This window comes from Luteibacter sp. W1I16 (genome assembly GCF_050434905.1).
GTDB lineage: Bacteria > Pseudomonadota > Gammaproteobacteria > Xanthomonadales > Rhodanobacteraceae > Luteibacter.
In genome coordinates, this window is sequence record NZ_JBNDJJ010000001.1 from 1,135,733 (window position 1) to 1,158,156 (window position 22,424).

Below are 22,424 nucleotides of genomic sequence, written 5' to 3' on the forward strand. Positions count from 1 at the left end.
TCAGTCGCCGCTGCGCAGGAGTTCGTTGATGCCGGTCTTCGAGCGGGTCTTCTCATCCACCTGCTTCACGATGACCGCCGCGTAGAGGCTATGGCTGCCGTCCTTCGCCGGCAGGCTACCCGAGACGACGACGCTGCCCGCGGGCACGCGCCCGTAGCTGATCTCTCCCGTGGCGCGGTTGTAGATGCGCGTGGACTGGCCCAGGAACACGCCCATGCCGATCACCGAGCCCTTCTCCACGACCACGCCTTCGACCACCTCAGAACGTGCGCCGATGAAGCAGTTGTCCTCGATGATCGTCGGGTTGGCCTGCAACGGCTCGAGCACGCCGCCGATGCCGACGCCGCCTGACAGGTGCACGTTCGCGCCGATCTGGGCGCAGGAACCGACCGTGGCCCAGGTATCGACCATCGTGCCCGCACCGACATAGGCACCGATGTTGGTGTAGCTCGGCATCAGCACCACGTCTTTCGCGACATGCGCCCCACGCCGCACCAACGCGCCCGGCACCACGCGCGCGCCGAGCGCCGCGTATTCGGTCGCGTCGCCTTCGGTGAAGCGCAACGGCACCTTGTCGAATGCGCTCGAAGGGCCACCGTCGACGACCTGGTTGCCGTTCATGCGGAAATAAAGCAACACAGCCTTCTTCAACCACTGGTTGACCTTCCACCCGCCGTTGCCATCGGGTTCGGCCACACGGCGCTCGCCGGATTCCAGGAGGTTGAGCACCTGCTCCACGGCTTCACGGAGGTCACCTTCGATCTCGTTCTGGGTCAGGTCGGCGCGGCGCTCGAAGGCGCTGTCGATCAGGGATTCAAGCGTTTGCATCTGCATGGTGGGGAGTCCTGGGGCTTTCGGAACCGATGTGGCGCAACAGGCACGCCCGCAGGATCTCCCGGCGTTCGGGCGACAGCGGCGCATTGTTGCGATCGGTGAGTTGGAAGAAATCTTCGACGCGTTCGCCGAACGTGGCAATGCGCGCATCATGCACGCGCACTTCAGCCTCGGCCAGCGCCTGTGCCACCGCGGCGAGCAGGCCGGGGCGGTCGGTGCACACCAGTGCGAGCTGCGTGCGTTCGCCCGCATCGACGAACTCGACGCGCGGCGCCATCTGGAAGTGACGCAAGTGACGCGACAGGCTGCGCTTCGGTGGCCCCTGCCCCGCCGGTTGTTCGAGCGCGCGCAGCATGCGTGCGCGAAGCTCTTCGGACCGTTGCAGCGACGCGGGCGCCTGCGAGTCCGATTCGAGCAAGAGGAAGGTGTCGAGCGCCTTGCCCGTGCTGGACACGAGAACGCGCGCTTCCACCACGGAGAAACGCAGGCGGTCGAGCACCGCCGTCACGGTGGCGAACAAGCCATCGCGATCGGGCGTATAGATGAAGAGTTCCGTACTGCCGCGCACCGAGAACGGGTGTACCTCCACCAGCGGGGTGGCGCCGTGAGCACGCAGGATGGCCGCGGTTTGCCAGGCGATCTGCTCCGGCCGGTGGCGCAGGAAGCTCGTGTCGGGGAACTCGGCCCACACCTTCGCGATGTCGTCCGCGGCGACGTGCTCGGCCACCAGCATGCCCAGGGCGCGGTCGCGGCATTCGCGCACCCGCATGCCGGCGTGTCCGGGCGGCGTGAGGTCGCTGCGCAAGGCGAAACGCGTGGCCGTGTAGAGGTCCGCGAGCAGGCGGTCCTTCCATGCGTTCCACAGCTTGGGACTGGTGCCGATGATGTCGGCGATCGTCAGCAGGTAGAGGTGGTCGAGGTGTTCCCAGTCTTCCACCACGGCACCGAAGCGGTGCACCACGTCCGGATCGGTGATGTCCTGGCGCTGCGCCGTCGTGCTCATCAGCAGATGGTGGCGGACCAGCCAGGCGACCAGCTCCACTTGTTCCCCGGGAAGCCCTAGCCGTGCGCAGAAGGCTCGCGCGTCTTCCTCGCCCAGAACGGAGTGATCGCCGCCGCGTCCCTTGGCGATGTCGTGGAACAGCGCGGCCAACAGCAACAGTTCCGGTTTCTCCACATGCGGCCAGATTTCGCACGCGATGGGAAACTCGCGCCGCGCGCCGGGGTCGGCGAAGCGCGCGACGTTACGCAACACGCGCAGCGTGTGTTCGTCGACGGTGTAGACATGGAACAGGTCGTACTGCATGCGCCCCACGACCTTGCCAAAGGCTGGTAGCACCGCTGCCAGCAGGCCATGACGGTTCATCCGCCACAATGCTTCCACGGCGGGCGCGCCGCGGCGGAGCAGCGAGAGGAAGGCGCTGAGCACCTGCGGATCGTCCGCCAACGATTCACCATGCGCCGACACCGCGTGCTGGATGCGCCGCATGGTTTCCGCGGTGAACCCGGCGATGCCTGGTTCGTCGAGGCGCGCGATGAAGATTTCCACCAGCGCCGAAGGCCGGCGTATGAACAGGTGCGGATTGCGCAGTGCGATGCGCGCGCCATAGCGTACGTAATCACTGCCGACCGGCAGGGGTTCCATCACCGGGTCGAGCATCTCCTCGAAGCGCTCCACCAGTTGCGTCCCGGAGCGCTCGATCTGCGTGGCGGCGCGGTAGTAGCCCTGCATGAACTGCTCGACGCCCAGGTTCTTCGCATGCTCGTCCTCGAAGCCGAGCCGCGCGGCCAGCGCGCGCTGGTAATCGAACAACAGGCGCTCCTCCGCACGCCCCGCCTCCAGGTGCAGAGCATAGCGATAGCGGCGCAGGGTCTCTTCGGCGCGGGTCAGCCGGGCCGCCTCCACCGGTTCCAGCAGGCCTTCGGCCACCATCGCGTCGAAATCCGGCGCATCGGCCAATCGTCGTCCGAGCCAGCGGATGGCGTCGAGCGTGCGTAATCCGCCCGGACCGTCTTTCAGGTTGGGCTCGAGGTTCTGCGCCGTGTCGTCGTAGCGCGCGTGCCGCGCATCGCGCTCTGCGAGGCGCGCGGCCAGGTAGGGACGGGGCGGCCAGACCGCGGGGTCGTCGAGGATGCCGCGGAGTTCGTTGCCGAGGATGGGCCAGCCCGCCAGCCGCCGCGCATCCAGGAGACTGGTGAAGACGCTGAGGTCGCGCGCCGCCAGCTCACGGCACTGTTCCGTCGTGCGCACGGCGTGCCCTGGCTTCAGGCCGATATCCCACAGACAGGCGAAGAAATTTTCCAGGGCGCGGTAAAGCGCGGGGGAGCTTTCGCCGACCAGCGCGAGCAAGTCCACGTCCGATCGGGGAAACAGCATGCCGCGGCCGAAGCCGCCCACGGCGAACAGCGCCGCGGCGGCCATGTCGCCCAGGCAGGCGCCCCAGGTGTGGACGACGATGCGTTCGACGATCTCGGCCCGGCGGCGGGCCAGCGCGGACGCATCCTCACCGTCGTGGAAGGCGACGGTGAGCGCACGGTCGACGTCGCCGAGCAGTTGCCGGAGCGAACGCCGCGCTTCGGACGACACACCCGAGCGGGGTACCACGGCGGGCAGGCGCGGAAGCGATGGCAGCGTCACGTCGGGGCCCTCTGTGGTGGATGGGTGGAACGGACGAAGGCCAGGCAGGCCTCCGCCGGTGGCGCGTCAGGCGGCGTCCGGCCAAGGCGTGAGGATCTCGAAGCCGTCCTCGGTCACCGCGATCGTGTGCTCCCACTGCGCCGACAGCGAATGATCCTTGGTGACCACCGTCCAGCCGTCAGGCAAGGACTTGGTCTGTGGCTTGCCCGCGTTGACCATCGGCTCGATGGTGAAGGTCATGCCCGGCTTCAATTCCAGACCCGTGCCCGGACGCCCGTAATGCAGCACCTGGGGCTCGTCGTGGTAAACCTTGCCGATGCCGTGGCCGCAGTACTCGCGTACCACCGAGAAACCCGCCGACTCGGCATGCTTCTGGATCGCGGCGCCCACGTCGCCCAGCGTCGCGCCCGGCTTGACCGCCTCGATACCCTTCATCATCGCCTCGAACGTGGTGTCCACCAGACGCTTCGCCAGGACACTGGGCGTGCCCACGAAGTACATGCGGCTGGTGTCGCCGTGCCAGCCGTCCTTGATCACGGTGACGTCGATATTGACGATGTCCCCGTCCTTCAGGACCTTGCTCGGACTGGGAATGCCGTGGCAGATCACGTGGTTGACCGACGTGCAGGTGGTTTTCGGGTAGCCCCGGTAGCCGACGTTGGCGGGAATCGCCTTCTGTACGTTCACGATGTGATCGTGGGCAAGCTGGTCGAGGTATTCCGTGGTGACGCCCGGCTTCACGTGCGGCACGAGCATGGCCAGCACCTCGGCGGCCAGGCGGCCGGCCTCGCGCATGGCCTGGATTTCTTCGGGGGTCTTCGGTACGACTGCCATGATGGGTTCTCTTTTTCCTTTGCCCTCAGGGTATTGGGCCTGCCACCCGAGGTGGCGGCGACCCCGCTGGAAATCCACCCTTGGCTTGCGGCCGGGCGGGTCCAGGGGCTACAATTAGCGAGTTTTGCTGTCCGGCGAAGTCATTCTCAGATGACCGCGGCGGCGAATCGAAGCGCGATTGTAACCGCACGAAGCCACCCTTGGCCCGGCGCAAGGCATTCGCTTTTAACGCCACACACGCATCGGCACCGCCTTCGGGGTGCCCGTCCTCCCGTCGTCGCGAAAGGCGCCGCGGGTAGGCCGGGTCGAAGCCGGGGATGCGTGGAGGTCCCAACCCCCATAGAACCGCTCGAGCGGTTCGCCCAGGAGTAATTCCATGGCACAAGTCACCATGCGCGAGATGCTGGAAGCCGGCGTCCATTTCGGCCACCAGACCCGCTACTGGAACCCCAAGATGGCTCCGTACATCTTCGGCGCCCGCGGCAAGATCCACATCATCAACCTCGAGAAGACGCTTCCGCTCTTCACCGACGCGATGAACTTCCTCTCGGGCCTGGCCCAGAAGGGCGGCACCATCCTGTTCGTCGGCACCAAGCGTTCGGCCCGTGAAGCCCTCGCCGAGGAAGCCGCGCGCGCCGGCCAGCCGTTCGTCACCGCCCGCTGGCTCGGTGGCATGTTGACCAACTTCCGCACGGTCAAGCAATCGGTCGCCCGCCTGAAGGAACTCGAAGCCGCCGAGACCGACGGTTCGTTCGAGCGCCTGGTCAAGCACGAAGTGCTGGCCCGCCGCCGCGAGCGCGACAAGCTGCAGAACTCGCTGGGCGGCATCAAGGACATGAACCGCCTGCCGGACGCCCTCTTCATCGTGGACATCGGCCACGAAGACATCGCCGTCCAGGAAGCCCGCAAGCTCGGCATCCCGGTCGTCGCCGTCGTCGATACCAACTACGACCCGGCCCTCGTCGACTACGCCATCCCGGGTAACGACGACGCCATCCGCGCCATCCAGCTGTACGCCCGCGCCGCCGCCGACTCCATCCTGGAAGGCAAGGCCGCTTCGCCGAACGCCGCCCGTGGCGACGCGAACGAGTTCGTCGAGCTGGACGAGGAAGGCAACCCGGTCGCCAAGGACGAAGCCCCGCGTGGCGAGCGTCGTGGCGCCCCGGCCAAGAAGGGTGCACCGCGTCGCGAAGGCGGCCGTGACGGTGGTCGTGGCCGCGCGTAAGCGCCCCACCCCGTAACACGCTCTTCCGTTTCATCCGGCGCCGCGGCACCACCGCCGCGGCGCCCATCAAATCATTGAGGAATTACCATGGCTGAGATCACCGCGGGCCTCGTCAAGGAACTGCGTGAGCGTTCCGGCGTAGGCATGATGGAGTGCAAGAAGGCACTCGTCGAAAACAACGGCGACATCGAAGCGGCAATGGAATGGCTGCGCAAGAACGGCCTCGCCAAGGCGGACAAGAAGGCCGACCGCGTCGCCGCCGAAGGCCTGATCGCCGTCGCCCAGAAGGCTGGCAAGGCCGTCCTGGTCGAAGTCAACAGCGAGACCGACTTCTCCTCGCGCAATGAACAGTTCATCCAGTTCACCAAGGACGTCGCCAACGTCGCCCTCGAATCCGGCGCTGCCGATATCGAAGCGCTGAAGGCGGCCAAGCTCGGCGACGGCACGGTCGAGGAAGGCGCCAAGACCCTCACCCTCACCATCGGCGAGAAGTTCGACGTGCGCCGCATGGCGAAGGTCGAGAACGACGGCCCGATCGGCGCGTACTCGCACAGCGGCCGCATCGGCGTGCTGGTAACCCTCAAGGGCGGTTCGGAAGAGCTGGCCAAGGGCATCGCCATGCACGTCGCCGCGATGAACCCCAAGTTCATCAAGGTGGAAGACGTCCCGACCGACTACGTCGAGAAGGAAAAGGAAATCGCGCTGAGCCAGATGTCGGACAAGGAAAAGGCCAAGCCGGCCGACATCCTCGACAAGATCGTGACCGGCAAGATCAACAAGATCCTCGCCGAAGCCACGCTGGTCGGCCAGCCGTACGTGCTGGACGGTGATATCACCGTCGCCGAGGCCCTGAAGAAGGCCGGCGCCGAGATCATCACGGTGCAGCGTCTGGCCGTTGGCGAAGGCATCGAGAAGGTCGTCGACGACTTCGCGGCCGAAGTCATGAAGCAGGCCGGCCTGGCGTAAGCCTTCCCCGCCTGATGGAAGAAAAAGGCCGCGAGCGATCGCGGCCTTTTTTGTGGTCCTGGTGGAAGCCGATTTGGCCCTGGTGGGAGCCGACCCTGTCGGCGATGGGTGCTTGCCGTGACCTGGCCCGCTGCCGCGGGATCGCCGACAGGGTCGGCTCCCACCAGAGCCTTGCCAGTGCCCTGCCGGTGCTCCTGCCAGTGCTCTTCCTTCCGGCGCTTTCGAAAACGCGATGCGCGACAGTTTTTCACATTCCTGTCATGCCTCCCGGCGCGCTAAACTGCCAGCGTTTTGCCCCACACAATCTGGAGATCCCCATGAGCAATCCGCTGAACCACCGCCGTATCCTGCTCAAGCTCTCCGGTGAAGCCCTCATGGGTAGCGAGGATTACGGGATCGATCCCAAGGTGATCGGCCGGCTCGCGAAGGAAATCCTCGAAGTACGGGACGCCGGGGTGCAGGTCGGCGTCGTCATCGGCGGCGGCAACATCTTCCGCGGCGCCGGCCTGGCCGCCTCGGGCATGGACCGTGTCACCGGCGACCACATGGGCATGCTCGCCACCGTCATGAACGCGCTGGCCATGCAGGACGCCATCGAGAAGCTCGGCGGCGAAGCCCGCACCATGAGCGCGATCAAGATCAACGAGGTCTGCGAGGACTTCATCCGCCGCCGCGCGATCCGTCACCTCGAGAAGGGCCGCGTGGCCCTGTTCGCCGCGGGCATCGGCAACCCCTTCTTCACCACCGACTCCGCCGCCGCCCTGCGTGCCGTGGAAGTCGGCGCCGACCTGCTGCTGAAGGCGACCAAGGTCGACGGCATCTACTCGGCCGATCCCAAGCGCGACCCCACCGCCCAGCGATACGACCACCTCACCTATAACCAGGTGATCGAACGCCGCCTGGAGGTGATGGACACCGCCGCCATCGCCCTGTGCCGCGAGAACAAGCTGCCGCTGCGCATCTACGACATGACCGAGGCCGGCAACCTCATGAGGATCATGCGGGGCGAGCCGGTCGGCACCCTCGTCGACGCTGGCTGACCCCGCGGGTCCCGGAGCCTCCTTGGCGCGGTGCGGCACGGTCGCGCCGCCTGCGCTGCTATACTCGCTTGCTGACCTGTTCCACCGGAATTACGTCCATGATCAACGACATCAAGAACGATGCCCAGACCCGCATGGGCAAGAGTATCGAATCGCTCAAGCACGACCTGAAGACCATCCGCACCGGTCGCGCCAATCCTTCGATCCTCGACAACATCGTCGTGCCCTACTACGGCACGCCCACCCCCCTGTCCCAGGTCGCCAACGTGACCACGCCGGACGCACGCTCGCTGTCGGTCAAGCCGTTCGACAAGAGCATGGTCGGTCCGATCGAGAAGGCCATCATGGCTTCCGATCTAGGCATCACCCCGACCACCATGGGCATGGACATCCGCCTGAACTTCCCCCCGCCGACCGAGGAGCGCCGCAAGGAGCTCGCCAAGAGCGTGGCGAAGGAAGGCGAGGCCGCCAAAGTGGCGATCCGCAACGTGCGTCGCGACGCCGTGCAGCACGTGGCCAAGCTCCTCAAGGACAAGGAAATCACCGAGGACGACCAGAAGCGCGCCGACGACGATATCCAGAAGCTCACCGACAAGTTCGTCAAGGAAGTGGACGACGTGGTGAAGGAAAAAGAAAAGGAGCTGATGGCGCTCTGACGCGCCATCGGACCCTACCCATGGCAGCGAGGCCCGAAGCCGGGGTGCCACGCCACCTCGCCATCGTGATGGATGGCAACGGCCGCTGGGCCAAACAGCGTCTGCGCCCGCGCACGTTCGGTCATCACGCCGGCCAGAAAGCCGTGCGCGAAGCGGTGGAGTTCTGCCTCCGCCGCGGTATCGCCTCGCTCACCCTGTTCGCCTTTTCCAGCGAAAACTGGCGACGTCCGCCCACTGAAGTGTCGGCCCTGATGGAGCTCTTCCTGAAGGCGATCGACCGGGAAGTGGACGAATTGCACGGCAACGGGGTGCGCATCCGCTTCGTGGGCGATCTGGACGCCTTCGCGCCCGAACTGCGCGCGCGCATGCGCGCCGCGATGGAACGGACCTCCGCCAACACCGCGCTCAACATGAACGTTGCGGTGAACTACGGCGGGCGCTGGGACATCGCGCGAGCAGCGCGTCTCGCGGCCGAGGCCGTCGGGCGCGGCGAATTCAGCGCTGACGCCATCGACGAAACACGCCTGCACGGCTACACCTGCCTCGCCGACCAGCCACCGCTCGACCTCTTCATCCGTACCGGGGGCGAGCGCCGGGTGAGCAACTTCCTGCTCTGGCAGATCGCCTATGCCGAGCTTTATTTCACCGACACCCTGTGGCCCGACGTCGACCAGGCCTGCCTCGACGAGGCCCTCGACGACTATGCCCGCCGCGAGCGCCGATACGGGCGCACCGGCGAACAGGTCGCCAAAGGCTGACGCCGGAACCCCATGCTGAAACAACGCATCACCACCGCCGCGATCCTCATTCCGTTGGTCCTGGCCCTGATCCTGCTGCCGCCCACCGGCTTCTTCGCCGCGCTGGTCGCCATCGTCTTCGTCGGCGCCGCGTGGGAGTGGAGCCTGCTGGCCGGGTGCCGCACGCCGGTCGGCCGCGGCATCGTCGCCGGTGTCGCCGCCGCGACGTTCGTCGCTCTGCTGCTCGTGCGCACGCCGGGCCTGCTCACCGTGGTGACGCTGGCAGGCGTGGCCTGGTGGATCGGCTGCTGCTTCTGGCTGCGCCACTTCACCTTCGCCGCGGCGCCGAACGCCGAGAACCGCATGCTCAAGCTGGGCGTGGGCGCCTTCGTGATCGTGCCGACCCTGGCCGCCGCGGTCCTCATGCACAGCGGCGAACGCGGCAACTGGTGGACCCTGCTTTCGCTCGTGATCGTCTGGTTCGCCGATACCGGCGCCTATTTCAGCGGCCGCCATTTCGGCCAGCGCAAGCTCGCCCCGCGGATCAGCCCGGGGAAGACCTGGGCCGGCGTCTATGGCGCCATCGTGGCCGGCGGCCTCGTCACGTTGCTTGGCGGATTCCTGCTCGGGGTGCGCGAAGGCTGGCAACTGGCCGGCCTCGCCGTATTGGGCGTGGTCACCGTGGCGATCGCGGTCGTCGGCGACCTATTCGAAAGCCTCATGAAGCGCCACGCCGAGGTGAAGGATTCGGGCGATCTGTTCCCCGGTCATGGCGGGCTCCTCGACCGCCTCGACAGCGTGTTCGCCGCGCTGCCGGTGTTCGCCGCCGGCAAGCTGCTGCTGGGGCTCTGAGCCATGGCCATCCGCCAGGTCGCCGTGCTCGGCGCCACCGGCTCCATCGGCGGCAGCACGCTCGATGTCATCGCTCGCCATCCGGAACGCTTCCGCGCCAGCGTGCTGGCGGCCAACCGCGACAGTGCCGCGCTGGCCCGGCTGTGCGAACGCTTCCGGCCCGATCTCGCCATCGTGGCCGACCCGTCGATGGAGGCGGACCTGGCCCGGCGCCTGGCCGCGGCCGGCGTGCGCTGCGACATCGCCTCGGGACATGAAGCGGCCACCCGGGCCGCGGCAGGCCCGCTGTGCGACACCGTCGTAGCCGCCATCGTGGGCGCGGCGGGACTCGATTCGACCCTGGCCGCCGCGCGCGCTGGCAAGCGCCTGCTCCTGGCCAACAAGGAATCCATCGTGATGGGCGGGGCCCTGCTGCTCGAGGCGTTGCGCCAGGGCGGCGGCGAACTCATTCCCGTCGATTCCGAGCACAACGCGATCTTCCAGTGCCTGCCGGGCGGGCGGCCCGACCTGCGGCGCTCGGGCGTCCGCAGGCTCGTCCTCACCGCCTCGGGCGGCCCGTTCCGCGGCCGCACGCGCGCCGACCTCGGCGCGATAACGCCGGACGAGGCCTGTGCCCATCCCAAGTGGTCCATGGGCCGGAAAATCTCCGTCGACTCGGCCACGCTGATGAACAAGGGCCTTGAGGTGATCGAAGCCCACCACCTGTTCGCCGCGCCGGTGGACGCGATCGAAGTGGTGGTGCACCCGCAGAGCCTGGTCCATTCCATGGTCGACTACGTCGACGGCTCGGTGTTGGCCCAACTGGGCAACCCCGACATGCGCACGGCCATCGCCTGCGCGCTCGCCTGGCCGGAGCGGATCGAGGCGGGCGTGGCTCCGCTGGATCTCGCCGCCCATGCCCGCCTCGACTTCGAGGCGCCCGACACCGATACCTTCCGCTGCCTCGCCCTGGCCTTCGAGGCCTTGCGGACGGGCGGCGACGCCACGGCCATCCTCAACGCGGCCAACGAAGTGGCGGTCGAGGCCTTCCTTGCGGAAACCCTCCCCTTCCTCGGCATCGCGGAGCTCGTCGAACGGGTACTTGAGGAACTGCCGGCCGAACCCGTGGTCGATGTCCAGTCCCTTGTGGAACGTGACGCCGAAGCACGCAGGGTGGCCCGGGACGTGCTTCACCGCGCTTACTGCTAAACTCGCTCCACCCAAACGTTTTTTTATTCGAGACCCTCTCTCTCCGATGAGTCCTGTCCTAGGTTCCGTGTTCTGGCTGCTGGTTACGCTCGGCGTACTGGTGACCTTCCACGAATTCGGCCACTACTGGGTCGCGCGCCGCTGTGGCGTGCGCGTACTCCGCTTTTCTGTGGGTTTCGGCCGCCCGCTGTGGCGCCGCGTGGCGAAGGACGGCACGGAATACCAGATCGCGGCGATCCCCCTGGGCGGTTACGTCAAGATGCTGGACGCCCGCGAAGGCGATGTCTCGCCCGCCCAGCGCGACGAGGAGTTCACCGGCAAGTCGGTCTGGAAGCGCATTGCCATCGTCGCGGCGGGCCCGGCCTTCAATCTCATTTTCACCATTGCCGCGTTCTGGGCGATGTACATGATCGGCAAGCCTGACGTAGCCCCCGTGATCACCGCGGAACCGGGCAGCGTCGCCGCCGTGGCCGGCATCCGCCCGGGCGACCGCATCGTCGCCATGAACGGCGATCCGGTCGGCAACTGGAGCGAGGCCACCGAGGTGCTGGCCAACGGCCTGCTCGGCACCGATCCGCTCCCGGTGCGGGTCACCGGTACCGATGGCGCCCAGCGCGACGTCGTGCTCCCCCTGCAGAACCTCAACGCCAACGGCGACATCGGCAAGCGGTTCACCCAGCTCGGCCTCGGCCTGCAACTCCCGGCCATCGTGGGCCAGGTGGTCCCCGGCGATCCCGCATCCCTCGCCGGCATGCGTGTCGGCGACCGTATCCTGTCCGTCAACGGCAAGCCGGTGTCCGACTTCGGCGACTTCACCAAGCTGGTGCCGGAACAAGCCGCGATATCACCGAAGATCGCCGTCACCGTCCAGCGCGACGGGCAGCCGAAGACGTTCGAGATCACCGCCCGGATGAAGTCCGAGCAGGGCCAGCCCACCCGCTGGCTGATCGGCGTGGCACCCCGCCCCATGGAAGAGGCCACGCTGCGCTACGGACCCGCGCGCGCCTTCAGCGAGTCGCTGCGCGCCACCTGGACGGGCACCGCGTCCACCTTCAACCTGATCGGCAAGATGCTCTCCGGCGAGGCCTCGACCAAGAACCTCTCCGGTGTCATCGGCATCGCCCAGGTCGCCAACGATTCCGCCAATCGTGGCCTTGGCTGGTTCCTGAACTTCCTGGCCCTGGTGTCGCTGAGCCTCGCGATCTTGAACCTCCTGCCCATCCCGGTCTTGGACGGTGGACACCTGCTGTATTACCTTATCGAGTTGATCAAAGGCAGCCCGGTCAGCGAACGCACCATGATCGCCGGCCAGTACGTGGGTATCGTCCTCTTGTTCACGTTGATGGGGCTGGCGTTCTTCAACGACATCCAGCGAATGCTCGTCTCGTGACGGGGGATTCACGCGTTGCGCGGAACCCACTCACCGCATCACCCAGGCTACGGGCGCTCGCGCGTCCTGCGCCGAACGACGCAGGGCATGAGTCCTGCGCGTGCTCCTCTTCGGTCGCCGGCCTCGTCCGCCGTCGGCTGGAATTAACCCAACGGAATCGACGATGAAGCGTATCGCCGCCCTGATCTTGCTTGCCTCCCTGTCCGCCAATGCGCTTGCCTTCGAGCCGTTCGTCGTTTCCGACATCCGCATCGACGGCCTTACGCGCATCGCGCAAGGCACGGTGCTGAGCTACCTTCCGATCGAGAAGGGTGAAACCCTGAGCGACGACAAGGCGCAAGCCGCCATTCGCGCCCTTTACCAAACCAAGTTCTTCAGCGACGTCGAACTCGACCGCCAGGGCGACATCCTGGTGATCAAGGTCGTCGAACGTCCGGCCATCGCCAAGCTCACGCTGCGCGGCAACAAGGACATCAAGGAAGACGACCTGCGCAAGGGCCTGAAGGAAATCGGCCTGGCCGAGGGCGAGACCTTCGACCGCCTGTCGCTCGACCGCGTGCAGCAGGAACTGATCCGCCAGTACTACAACCGCGGCAAGTACAACGTCTCGGTCGACCCGCATGTCACCCGCCTCGATCGCAACCGCGTGGCGATCGACATCGAGATCCGCGAAGGCAAGGCGGCGAAGATCAAGGAGATCAACGTCATCGGCAACAAGGCCTTCGCCGACAAGGACATCCGCAAGGGCTTCGAGTCGAACACCTCCAACTGGCTGTCCTGGTATTCCAAGGACGACCAGTACTCGCGCGAGAAGCTCTCCGGCGATCTGGAAAAGCTCAGCAACTACTACATGAACCGCGGCTACGCCGACTTCGGCATCGATTCCACGCAGGTGGCGATCAGCCCGGACAAGCGCGCCATGTACGTGGACGCCAGCGTGAAGGAAGGCGAGGTCTATACCGTCTCCGACGTCAAGCTGCTCGGCGAACTGATCCTGCCGGAAGACACCCTGCGCAAACTGGTCTTCATCCACAAGGGCGACACCTTCAACCGTGGCGCCATCGAGGCCAGCACCGACGCGATCAAGGGCATCCTCGCCAACATCGGCTACGCTTTCGCGAAGGTCACGCCGATTCCGAAGCTCGACAAGGACAAGCGCACCGCCGACCTCACGCTCTTCATCGAGCCGGGCAAGCGCGTGTATGTCCGCCGCGTCGTCTTCCAGGGCAACACCCGCACGGAAGACGAAGTGCTGCGCCGTGAAATGCGCCAGCTCGAAGGCGCCTGGTACTCGCAAGGCGCGATCGACCGTTCGAAGACCCGCCTGCAACGCCTGGGCTACTTCAAGACCGTGGACATCGACAAGGCGCTGGTGCCGGGCACCGTCGATCAGGTCGACCTCACCGCGAAGGTCGAAGAGCAGTCGGCGGGCTCGCTGATGTTCGGCGTCGGCTACTCGCAGTACTCCGGCATCATCCTGTCGGCCTCGGTCTCGCAGAACAACTTCCTGGGTACCGGCGACCGCTTCTCGATCGGCGCTGAAACGAGCACGTACTACAAGCGCGTCAACGCCAGCTACACCAATCCTTACCTGACCGACTCGGGTGTGCAGATCGGCTACAACCTGGGCTACAGCAAGCTGGATTACGGCGACACCGATCTGGCGAACTACACCTACAGCACGAAGTCGTTCGAAACCACGCTGTCGATCCCCATCACCGATTTCGACTCGGTGTCGACCAGCCTCGGCGTCAGCTCCAACCTGATCAACACGTCGTTCTACACGCCGCAGCAGCTGGTGGCTTACCAGAACGCCCTGGGCAACAAGACGATCCATTCATGGACGTCGAGCCTGGGCTACACGCATGACACCCGTAACAGCTACTGGGCGCCGACCCGCGGCGGCCAGCTGACCGCCTCGATCTCGGGCGCGCTGCCGGGCTCCACCGTGCAGTTCTACAAGCTGTTCGGTGAAGCTAACCACTACTGGCCGGTCGGCAAGGGCTTCGTGCTCTACCTCGACGGCCAGATCGGCTATGGCAAGACCTACGGCCAGACCTACGACAACGACGGTTACGCCATCAATGCCGACGGTACCCGTGGCGCGAAGCTCTACAGCAAGGGCGACAAGGTGGAGTTCCCGTTCTGGGAGAACTACTACGCCGGCGGCGTGCGCGACGTGCGCGGCTTCCAGGACAACACCCTCGGCCCGCGCCTGTGCGACGGTGGCAGCACGACTTCGGTGCCGAACAGCAAGGGCCAGTGCACGGGCGGTTACTACAGCTACGGCCAGCCCGTCGGTGGCGCGTTCAAGGTGCTCGGCACGGCGCAGGTCTTCCTGCCCCTGCCCTTCCTGAAGGACGTGAACACGGCCCGCGTGTCCTGGTTCGTCGACGTCGGTAACGTCTACAAGGACTACGGTTCCTTCGACGCCAGCGACCTGCGCGCCTCCACGGGCCTGTCGCTGCAGTGGCAGGCACCGATCGGCCCGCTGATCATCAACTTCGCCGTACCGTTCCGTAAGAAGGACGCCGACAGCCGCTTCGTCGAGCGCATCCAGTTCACCTTCGGCAATACGTTCTGACGGCGGTCTCCAGAAGACCCTGTAGAATCATGGGGGTGGCCAAGCGCCACCCCTTTTCTTTTGGGAGCGTTCCGTGAGCGGGAATCCGCAATTCACCCTGGCCGAACTGGCCGCCCGCTTCGACCTGGAAGCGCATGGCGATCCGGCCACCGTCGTGGACGGCGTCGGCACCTTGTCGGCGGCGACCCCGAACCAGTTCACCTTCCTGTCGAACCCCAAGTACACCTCGCAACTGGCGGAATCGCAGGCCGGCATCGTGGTCCTCGGCGCCGACGCCCTGCCCCTGCGCAAGGGCGCGGCCCTGGTGGCGAAAGATCCCTACGTCGCCTATGCGAAGATCGCCGCGCTGTTCGAAAAGCACGCGGCGGCTCCGCACGGCATCCATGTCAGCGCCGTGGTGTCGCCTTCGGCGCGTATCCATCCCACTGCCAGTGTCGGCCCCTGCTGTGTCATCGAGGACGGCGCCGTCATCGAGGACGGCGTGGTCCTGGGGCCGCACTGCTCGATCGGCCCGGGCTGCGTCGTCGGCGCCGGTAGCCGCCTGGTCGCCCGCGTCACCCTGGTGATCCGCGTCACCCTGGGCAAGCGCGTGCTGGTCCACCCGGGCGCCGTCATCGGTTCCGATGGCTTCGGCATCGCCTTCGACCGCGACCACTGGGTGAAGCTGCCGCAGTTGGGTGGCGTGCGTATCGGCGACGATTGCGAGATCGGCGCCAACACCACCATCGACCGCGGCGCGCTGGAAGACACCGTGCTCGAGGAAGACGTGCGCCTGGACAACCAGATCCAGATCGCCCACAACGTGCATATCGGCGCGCATACCGCCATGGCCGGTTGCTCGGCGGTAGCGGGCAGCGCGAAGATCGGCCGCTACTGCCTCATCGGCGGCAACGCGGGCGTCCTCGGCCACCTCGAACTGGCCGACCGGGTTACCATCACCGCGAAAAGCCTCGTGACGGCATCGATCAGGGAACCCGGCGAATACTCGTCCGGCTCCCCGCTGCAGGAGAACCGCCTGTGGCGGCGCAACGCGGCGCGCATGAAACATCTCGACGAGTACGCGCGCCGCCTGGCGGCGCTGGAAAAGGATAAAGGGCAATGACCGAATTGAAAGCTGCCGTGACGCTCCCTGTCGACGTGGAGCAGATCCAGCGGCTCCTGCCGCACCGCTACCCGTTCCTGCTGGTGGACAGGGTGATCGAGATCGAACCGGGCAAGTGCATCACCGCGATCAAGAACGTCACCATCAACGAGCCGTTCTTCCAGGGCCACTTCCCCGGCCATCCGGTGATGCCGGGCGTGCTGATCGTCGAAGCCATGGCACAGACCGCCGGCCTCCTGACCCAGATCACCAGCCAGATCGACGGCAACGCGGGCAGCCCGCTGTTCTACCTGGTCAAGGTCGACAACGCGCGCTTCTCCGCCGTGGTGGCACCCGGCGACCAGCTGCGCATGGAAGTCTCGCTCAAGCGCCTCATCCGCGGCATGGGCCTGTTCGAAGCCAAGGCCCTGGTCGATGGCAAGGTGGTCGCGTGCTGCGAACTCATGTGCGCCGCAAGGAGCGACAAATGATCCACCCCACCGCGCAGATCGATCCGTCCGCGCGCATCGCGGACAACGTCGCCATCGGTGCGTACAGCATCGTCGGCGCGGAAGTGGTCATCGGCGAGGGCACGACGGTCGGCCCGCACGTCGTGATCGAGGGCCCGACCGTCATCGGCCGCGACAACCGCATCTCGCAGTTCGCTTCCATCGGCGGACCGCCGCAAGACAAGAAGTGGCAGGGAGAGCGTACCGAGGTCATCATCGGTGACCGCAACCTCATCCGCGAATTCGTCACCATCAACCGCGGCACGGGCGACGGTGGCGGCATCACGCGGATCGGCAACGACAACTGGCTGCTGGCCTACGTGCACATCGCGCACGATTGCCAGGTGGGCAACCACGTGGTGTTTTCCAACTACTCGGCACTCGCCGGGCATGCCGAAATCGGCGACTGGACGATCCTCTCCGGCTACTCCGGCGTGCACCAGTTCTGCAAGGTGGGCGCGCACGCGTTCATCGGCATGGGCTGCCTGGTCGGTTCGGACGTGCCGCCGTTCGTGATGATGGCCAACGAGACGCGTGGCCGGCCGCGCGGCATCAACAGCGAAGGGCTCAAGCGCCGCGGCTTCGACACCACGCGTATCGCCGCGATCAAGCGCGCCTACCGCACGCTGTACATGGCCGGCCTGCCATTGGCCGAAGCACGCGAACAGTTGCTCGCCCAGGCCGAGACGAGCGAAGACGTGCGCCAGATGCTCGAGTTCATCGACCGCAGCGAACGCTCGCTCGCCCGCTGACACTCGCTGCGGGGAGAACCACCAGCATGCCGCGAAGCACCGCTCCGAACGACGCTCCGCTGATCGCCCTGATCGCCGGCGAGGACTCGGGTGACCAGCTCGGTGCCGACCTCGTCGACGCGCTGCGCACCCGCTTTCCGGGCGCCCGCTTCGTCGGCATCGGTGGCCCGCGCATGCTCGCCCGCGGCTTCGACTCCTGGTACGACATCCGCGAACTGTCGGTGATGGGTTTCGCCGAAGTCGTGAAGCACCTGCCGCGCCTGCTCCGCCTGCGCCGGGAATTGCTGGCCCGGCTTTTCGCCGCGAAACCCGCGCTGACCATCGGCATCGACGCCCCCGATTTCACGCTCGGCGTGGAGCGCAAGCTGAAGGCGGCGGGATTCGTCACGGCGCACTATGTCAGCCCGTCGGTCTGGGCGTGGCGCGAGAAGCGCGCCGAGAAAATCGGCCGCTCCGCCGAACGTGTGCTCTGCCTGTTCCCGATGGAACCGCCGATCTACGCGAAGCATGGCGTCGACGCGCGCTTCGTGGGCCACCCCCTCGCCGACCGCTTTCCCATGGTGGCCGACCGCGATGGCCCGCGCGACGCGCTCGGCCTGCCCCGTGAAGCACCGGTACTGGCCGTGCTGCCCGGCAGCCGCCCCAGCGAGATCGAGCGCGTGGGCGCCATCTTCATCGATGCCGCCCGCCGTGTCGCCACGGCCATGCCCACGCTGCGCATCGTCGTTCCGGCGGCGAACGAGCGCGTGCATGCGCAGCTTGCCGGCTTACTGCGGGATTTCCCGGGCACACCGCCCCTGCTGACGGACGGCCACGCCCACGAAGCCATGCTCGCCGCCGACGCGGTCCTGCTCGCCTCGGGCACCGCCACGCTGGAGGCCATGCTGGCCAAGCGGCCGATGGTGGTCGGCTACCGCGTGTCGCCGACCAGCTATCGCATAGCGCGGATGTTGCGCATGCTGAAGACCGACGTGTACAGCCTGCCCAACATCCTCGCCCGTGCCTGCGGACTGGGGCGTGGCCTGCTCGTCCCGGAATTCATGCAGGACGACTGCACGGCCGAAAATCTTTCCCGGGCCACGCTCGAACTGCTCGGTGACAGCGAACGCCGTGGCGCCATCGTTGCCGCCTTCGAATACCTGCATCAGGAACTGCGCGGCGGCCTCGAAGGCCGGGCGGCCGATCACGCCGCCGAAGCCGTGGCCGATCTCGTGGCGCCTGCCGGCTTGCCCGTCACGCCCGCCGCGCACTAGGCTTCCTTCCATGCCACGCAAGCGTAACGTCACCTCCCAGCTCCCCCGCGACCTGATCGTCGCCGGGGTGGACGAAGCCGGACGCGGGCCGCTCGCCGGGCCGGTGGTGGTCGCTGCCGTGATCCTCGATCCAGCCCGCCCGATCCGTGGCCTGAACGATTCCAAGCAACTGACCGAGGACGTCCGCGAGAAACTCTACGCCCGCATCGTCGAGCGCGCGCTCGCCTACTGGCGTGGTCTTCGTCGACCACGAGGAAATCGACCGGATCAATATCTTCCAGGCCACGATGGTCGGCATGACCCGCTCGCTCATGGGCTTGTCGCTCGGTCCACACCTGGCCCTGGTCGATGGCAATCGCCTGCCGCGCACCCTTCCCTGCGAAGGCCGCGCCGTGATCGGCGGCGACGCCACGGAGCCGGCGATCAGCGCCGCCTCGATCCTGGCCAAGGTCAGCCGTGACCGGCACATGCACGCGCTGGACGCCGTGCATCCTGGCTATGGCTTCTCCAGGCACAAGGGTTACGCCGTGCCGGAACACCTGGACGCGCTGGACAGGCTGGGGCCCTGCGAAGTGCACCGGCGCAGCTTTGCGCCCGTGAAGCGCTGGTATCCGGACCTGGCCGAGATCAGCGGGGATCTCTTCGAACCGGCCTGAGCGACGCCGGCTGCCGCCGGGAAAATCCTAAAGTCTCGCCAAAACCTGCCGATACGAGGGCTAACGCCCTCTCCCGAGGGTGTGCACCTTTCCCCTATCGACAGGTAACACCCATGAAGAAGATCGCCATCGCCGCCGCTCTGTTCGTCGCCGCCCCGCTGTCCGCGCATGCCGCCTGCGCCGCCAAGGATTTCACCATCGACGGCTTCGCCGTGAAGCTGCAGCAGGGCTCGGGCCAGCCGCGCTTCAGCATGAAGGGCAACCTCGTCAACAAGTGCGGCGAAGCCGCCGCCGCGCAGATCCGCATCGACGCCAAGGACGCTACCGGCAAGGTCGTCGCCAGCAAGCAGGGCTGGCCTGCGGGCACCTCGAACATCGAGCCGGGCAAGAGCGTCGACTTCGACCTGGGCCGCCTGTTCCGCTATTCGCCGGACATGCAGGACTACACGGTCGTCGTGTCGGACGTGAAAGCCTGGTAAGCCAAGCGGGGCCGTGGTGGGAGCCGACCTCGTCGGCGATGGGTGCTTGCCTCAACCCGGCCCGCTGCCGCGGGATCGCCGACAGGGTCGGCTCCCACCAGAGAGTCTGCACACCAGGGCCTGCGGCGATGGTGCTAGATGGACAGCCAGGCCACCCGGTCACCCTTCGCGAACGCCGTCGCTCGCGAAGGTAGCCAGACCAGGGCGTGCGCCGACGCCAGGTTGCTCAACATGTGAGAGTCCTGTCGCGGCAACAGTTCTAGCGATGCCACGCCTTCGACCATATCCAGGCGCATGCGCAGCAGCCTGTCACGATCGGTATCGGCTTCGACGTCCATCGTGAGCACGCCGCTGCGCCATGCCGGCTGTGCGGCTTCTTCGCCTTCGAGGCGGGCCAGCACCGCGCGCGCATGCACGGCCAGGCAGACCAGCACGGCTGCCGGGTTGCCCGGCATGCCCAGCAGCGCCTTGCCTTCGCGCATGCCGAACCAGAGTGGCTTGCCGGGCTTCTGCGCCACCTTCCAAAACACCTTGCGGACGCCGAGGCGGTCGGCGACGACCGGGATGAAATCGCGGTCGCCGACGGAGACGCCACCACTGGTGACGACCAGGTCCGCGCTATCGAGCGCGGCGCTCATGGCCTCTTCGAGCGCGCTCTCGTCATCGCGTACGTAGGCCACCACGGGCTCGCCGTAGCCGTGTTCGACGAACCATGCGCGCAACAAGGGCCCGTTGGCGTCATAGACCTGGCCGGGACCGAGTGGCTCGCCCACGCGGACCACCTCGTCACCCGTGACCAGCACCGCCACGCGGGGCCGCCGGTAAACCTCGAGCGAATCGATACCGGCCATCGCCAGGGCGGCGAGGAGCCCGGCGGTGACGCGCTGTCCGGCCCGGGCGATGACCGTGCCGGCGCGGAGTTCCTCGCCTTCATGGCGGATCGCGTCGCCGACACTCACCGTTTCGCGCAACGCGATGCCTTCGCCCGTGCGCTCGACGATCTCCTGTCGTGCCACGGCGTCCGCGCCTTCGGGCAGCATGCCGCCGGTAAGGATGCGTATGGCCTGCCCCGGCCCCACCGCCACCTTCGCAGGATCGCCGGCCGCGGCCGTGCCGACGAGCGTCAGCGGCGCGAGTCCATCGGCGGCACGCAGGGCGTAACCATCCACGGCGCTCTGGGTGAAGCGTGGCAGCGCGATGCGCGCCTTGGGCGACTCGGCCAGCACCGCGCCCAGCGCCAGCTCCAGCGGCACGCGATGCGTCGGCAAGGCATGGACGCTGGCGCGGTAATGTTCCAGTGCCTTGGCGATGGGAAGAAGGGCCACGTCAGCGTGCCTCGCCATAACCGCCAGGGTGCTTGCCCCCCATCCGCCCTGTCTCGAGCAGGTGGACCAGGCCCGGCAAGATCGCGGCGAGCGATTCGCTCGCGCCACCGCGGCTCCCCGGGAAGGTGACGATCAACGTATCGCGCACGTATCCCGCCACGCCGCGCGAAAGCATCGCGAACGGCATGCGTTTCTGTCCGAAGGCGCGCGCGGCCTCCATGATGCCGGGGATTTCCACATCGAGCATCGGCCGCACCGTGTCCACGGTGATATCGCGGGGGCCGAGTCCTGTTCCACCGACCGTGACGACCAGTGCGATTCCACCCTCGACCAGCGAGCGCAGGAGATCGGCGAGCACATCCGCGTCATCGGCGATCACGGCGTATTCCACGGGAGCGAAGTTCGCCTCGATCAGCGCGTCGCGCACGTAGGCTCCCGCCGTGTCCGGCTTCGCGCCACTGGCGACGGTATCGGACAAGACCACGACCGCGGCACTGCGGGATGTCGCCAGTGCGCGCCTGTAATGGGACTTACCGCCCGTCTTGCGCTCCAGCCGGCAATCCTCGATGTGCAACTCGTCGGGTTCCGCGTAAGGCTTGAGCATGTCGTAAATCGTGAGGGCCGCGAGACTGGCCGCGGTAAGCGCTTCCATCTCGACGCCAGTGGGTCCGATCGTCTGCACCTCGGCGATCACGCGCACGAAGGTGTCGGCCAGTTCGTAATGTACGTCTGCCCGGTGGATCGGCAACGGATGGCAAAGCGGAATCAGTTCGTCGGTGCGTTTGGCGGCGAGTATGCCCGCGACGCGTGCCGTCTTCAGTGGATCGCCCTTTTCGGTCTCGCCGCTGCGTAGCAAGTCGATGCAGGCGGAGGGGGCATGGAGGGTGGCGGTGGCGCGTGCGACGCGCAGTGAGTCCGGCTTCTGGCTTACGTCTTTCATCCGTGGCTCGTATGCGAATGGTGGCGGTGCGGCGTGGTGGCCGGTGCGTCGAGGTCGTCGCGGATGCAGCAGCCCTCGACGAAGGCGCTGCTTCCGTCGGTGTAGAACTCCTCCTTCCAGATCGGCGCGCCGTGCTTCACCGCATCCACCGCGTAGCGGCAGGCATCGAACGCTTCCGCACGATGCGGGGCGCGAACCACGCAGACGATCGCGACGTCGCCGATGGAAAGACCGCCCAGCCGATGGACGATACGCACATACGGTACCCCGTAGCGCTCGCGGGTTGCGTGCTCGACGTCGCGAATCACCTTCGCGGCCAGCGGTTCGTGCGCCGTGTACTTCAGGTGGCGCACCTGCCGCCCCTCGTGATGATCGCGAACGGTGCCGACGAACAGCGCCAGCCCCCCGCATTCCGGATGCGCATCCAGTTCCAGCAGGGGTTCGACGGAGACAGGAGCGTGCGAAAGGACTTCGTGCGACATGGT

The 22,424-nt window shown here is 66.8% G+C and carries 20 protein-coding genes and 1 pseudogene; 15 read left to right on the forward strand and 6 right to left on the reverse strand.

What is annotated here, in order from left to right:
• From dapD to map, 3 genes are all read right to left on the reverse strand, one after another.
• Complete coding sequence (gene dapD, locus QFZ41_RS05100) at window positions 1–828, reverse strand: 2,3,4,5-tetrahydropyridine-2,6-dicarboxylate N-succinyltransferase (protein ID WP_429200185.1); 828 nt, start codon at window positions 826–828, stop codon at window positions 1–3.
• Complete coding sequence (glnD, locus tag QFZ41_RS05105) at window positions 815–3,472, reverse strand: [protein-PII] uridylyltransferase (protein ID WP_429197751.1); 2,658 nt, start codon at window positions 3,470–3,472, stop codon at window positions 815–817. The genes dapD and glnD overlap by 14 nt, the downstream gene beginning before the upstream one ends.
• A gap of 66 nt (window positions 3,473–3,538) precedes the next feature.
• Window positions 3,539–4,306, reverse strand: coding sequence for a type I methionyl aminopeptidase (map, locus tag QFZ41_RS05110; protein ID WP_429197752.1), 768 nt, complete (start codon window positions 4,304–4,306; stop codon window positions 3,539–3,541).
• 376 nt (window positions 4,307–4,682) lie between these two features.
• On the opposite strand from map, the gene rpsB reads away from it, so the two are divergent.
• The 15 genes and pseudogenes from rpsB to QFZ41_RS05185 all read left to right on the forward strand — a co-directional run bounded on the left by rpsB (window position 4,683) and on the right by QFZ41_RS05185 (window position 19,674).
• Window positions 4,683–5,531: a 30S ribosomal protein S2 gene (gene rpsB / locus QFZ41_RS05115; RefSeq protein ID WP_426287013.1), complete on the forward strand. Its 849-nt coding sequence runs from the start codon at window positions 4,683–4,685 to the stop codon at window positions 5,529–5,531.
• A gap of 87 nt (window positions 5,532–5,618) precedes the next feature.
• Window positions 5,619–6,497, forward strand: coding sequence for a translation elongation factor Ts (tsf, locus tag QFZ41_RS05120; protein WP_429197753.1), 879 nt, complete (start codon window positions 5,619–5,621; stop codon window positions 6,495–6,497).
• A 317-nt stretch (window positions 6,498–6,814) separates the two neighbouring features.
• A complete protein-coding gene (gene pyrH / locus QFZ41_RS05125) occupies window positions 6,815–7,537 on the forward strand; it encodes a UMP kinase (RefSeq protein WP_429197754.1) in 723 nt (240 codons plus the stop codon).
• Window positions 7,538–7,635: 98 nt separating this feature from the next.
• Complete coding sequence (frr, locus tag QFZ41_RS05130; protein WP_429197755.1) at window positions 7,636–8,193, forward strand: ribosome recycling factor; 558 nt, start codon at window positions 7,636–7,638, stop codon at window positions 8,191–8,193.
• A gap of 20 nt (window positions 8,194–8,213) precedes the next feature.
• Window positions 8,214–8,951, forward strand: a complete 738-nt coding sequence (gene uppS / locus QFZ41_RS05135; RefSeq protein WP_429197756.1) for a polyprenyl diphosphate synthase — start codon at window positions 8,214–8,216, stop codon at window positions 8,949–8,951.
• A gap of 12 nt (window positions 8,952–8,963) precedes the next feature.
• Window positions 8,964–9,782, forward strand: coding sequence for a phosphatidate cytidylyltransferase (locus QFZ41_RS05140; RefSeq protein WP_429197757.1), 819 nt, complete (start codon window positions 8,964–8,966; stop codon window positions 9,780–9,782).
• 9 nt (window positions 9,783–9,791) lie between these two features.
• Window positions 9,792–10,970 carry a 1-deoxy-D-xylulose-5-phosphate reductoisomerase gene (locus tag QFZ41_RS05145; RefSeq protein WP_429200186.1) on the forward strand — a complete coding sequence of 393 codons (1,179 nt, stop codon included), beginning with the start codon at window positions 9,792–9,794 and terminating at the stop codon, window positions 10,968–10,970.
• 46 nt (window positions 10,971–11,016) lie between these two features.
• Complete coding sequence (rseP, locus tag QFZ41_RS05150; protein WP_429197758.1) at window positions 11,017–12,360, forward strand: RIP metalloprotease RseP; 1,344 nt, start codon at window positions 11,017–11,019, stop codon at window positions 12,358–12,360.
• A gap of 163 nt (window positions 12,361–12,523) precedes the next feature.
• Complete coding sequence (gene bamA, locus QFZ41_RS05155; protein ID WP_429197759.1) at window positions 12,524–14,944, forward strand: outer membrane protein assembly factor BamA; 2,421 nt, start codon at window positions 12,524–12,526, stop codon at window positions 14,942–14,944.
• A gap of 73 nt (window positions 14,945–15,017) precedes the next feature.
• Window positions 15,018–16,046 carry a UDP-3-O-(3-hydroxymyristoyl)glucosamine N-acyltransferase gene (gene lpxD / locus QFZ41_RS05160; protein ID WP_429197760.1) on the forward strand — a complete coding sequence of 343 codons (1,029 nt, stop codon included), beginning with the start codon at window positions 15,018–15,020 and terminating at the stop codon, window positions 16,044–16,046.
• Window positions 16,043–16,516, forward strand: a complete 474-nt coding sequence (fabZ, locus tag QFZ41_RS05165) for a 3-hydroxyacyl-ACP dehydratase FabZ (RefSeq protein ID WP_429197761.1) — start codon at window positions 16,043–16,045, stop codon at window positions 16,514–16,516. Before lpxD ends, fabZ begins: the two co-directional genes overlap by 4 nt.
• Window positions 16,513–17,286 carry an acyl-ACP--UDP-N-acetylglucosamine O-acyltransferase gene (gene lpxA / locus QFZ41_RS05170; protein WP_429197762.1) on the forward strand — a complete coding sequence of 258 codons (774 nt, stop codon included), beginning with the start codon at window positions 16,513–16,515 and terminating at the stop codon, window positions 17,284–17,286. Before fabZ ends, lpxA begins: the two co-directional genes overlap by 4 nt.
• Window positions 17,287–17,312: 26 nt before the next feature.
• A complete protein-coding gene (gene lpxB, locus QFZ41_RS05175) occupies window positions 17,313–18,539 on the forward strand; it encodes a lipid-A-disaccharide synthase (RefSeq protein WP_429197763.1) in 1,227 nt (408 codons plus the stop codon).
• Between the two features lie 10 nt (window positions 18,540–18,549).
• Window positions 18,550–19,195 (forward strand): annotated as a pseudogene (gene rnhB / locus QFZ41_RS05180) (ribonuclease HII).
• Window positions 19,196–19,308: 113 nt separating this feature from the next.
• Complete coding sequence (locus QFZ41_RS05185) at window positions 19,309–19,674, forward strand: hypothetical protein (protein WP_429197764.1); 366 nt, start codon at window positions 19,309–19,311, stop codon at window positions 19,672–19,674.
• A gap of 134 nt (window positions 19,675–19,808) precedes the next feature.
• Here QFZ41_RS05185 and QFZ41_RS05190 read toward each other — a convergent pair whose 3' ends face one another.
• From QFZ41_RS05190 to QFZ41_RS05200, 3 genes are read right to left on the reverse strand one after another with little or no spacing between them, the layout of a single operon-like run.
• On the reverse strand, window positions 19,809–20,999 hold the full coding sequence (locus QFZ41_RS05190) for a molybdopterin molybdotransferase MoeA (RefSeq protein WP_429197765.1): 1,191 nt from the start codon (window positions 20,997–20,999) through the stop codon (window positions 19,809–19,811).
• Between the two features lies 1 nt (window position 21,000).
• The gene (gene moaCB, locus QFZ41_RS05195; RefSeq protein ID WP_429197766.1) at window positions 21,001–21,939 is read right to left on the reverse strand and encodes a bifunctional molybdenum cofactor biosynthesis protein MoaC/MoaB; all 939 of its coding nucleotides are present in this window, start codon (window positions 21,937–21,939) and stop codon (window positions 21,001–21,003) included.
• Window positions 21,936–22,421 (reverse strand): molybdenum cofactor biosynthesis protein MoaE, encoded by a 486-nt coding sequence (locus tag QFZ41_RS05200; RefSeq protein ID WP_429197767.1) that lies wholly within the window; start codon window positions 22,419–22,421, stop codon window positions 21,936–21,938. The genes moaCB and QFZ41_RS05200 overlap by 4 nt, the downstream gene beginning before the upstream one ends.
• Window positions 22,422–22,424: the final 3 nt, after the last annotated feature.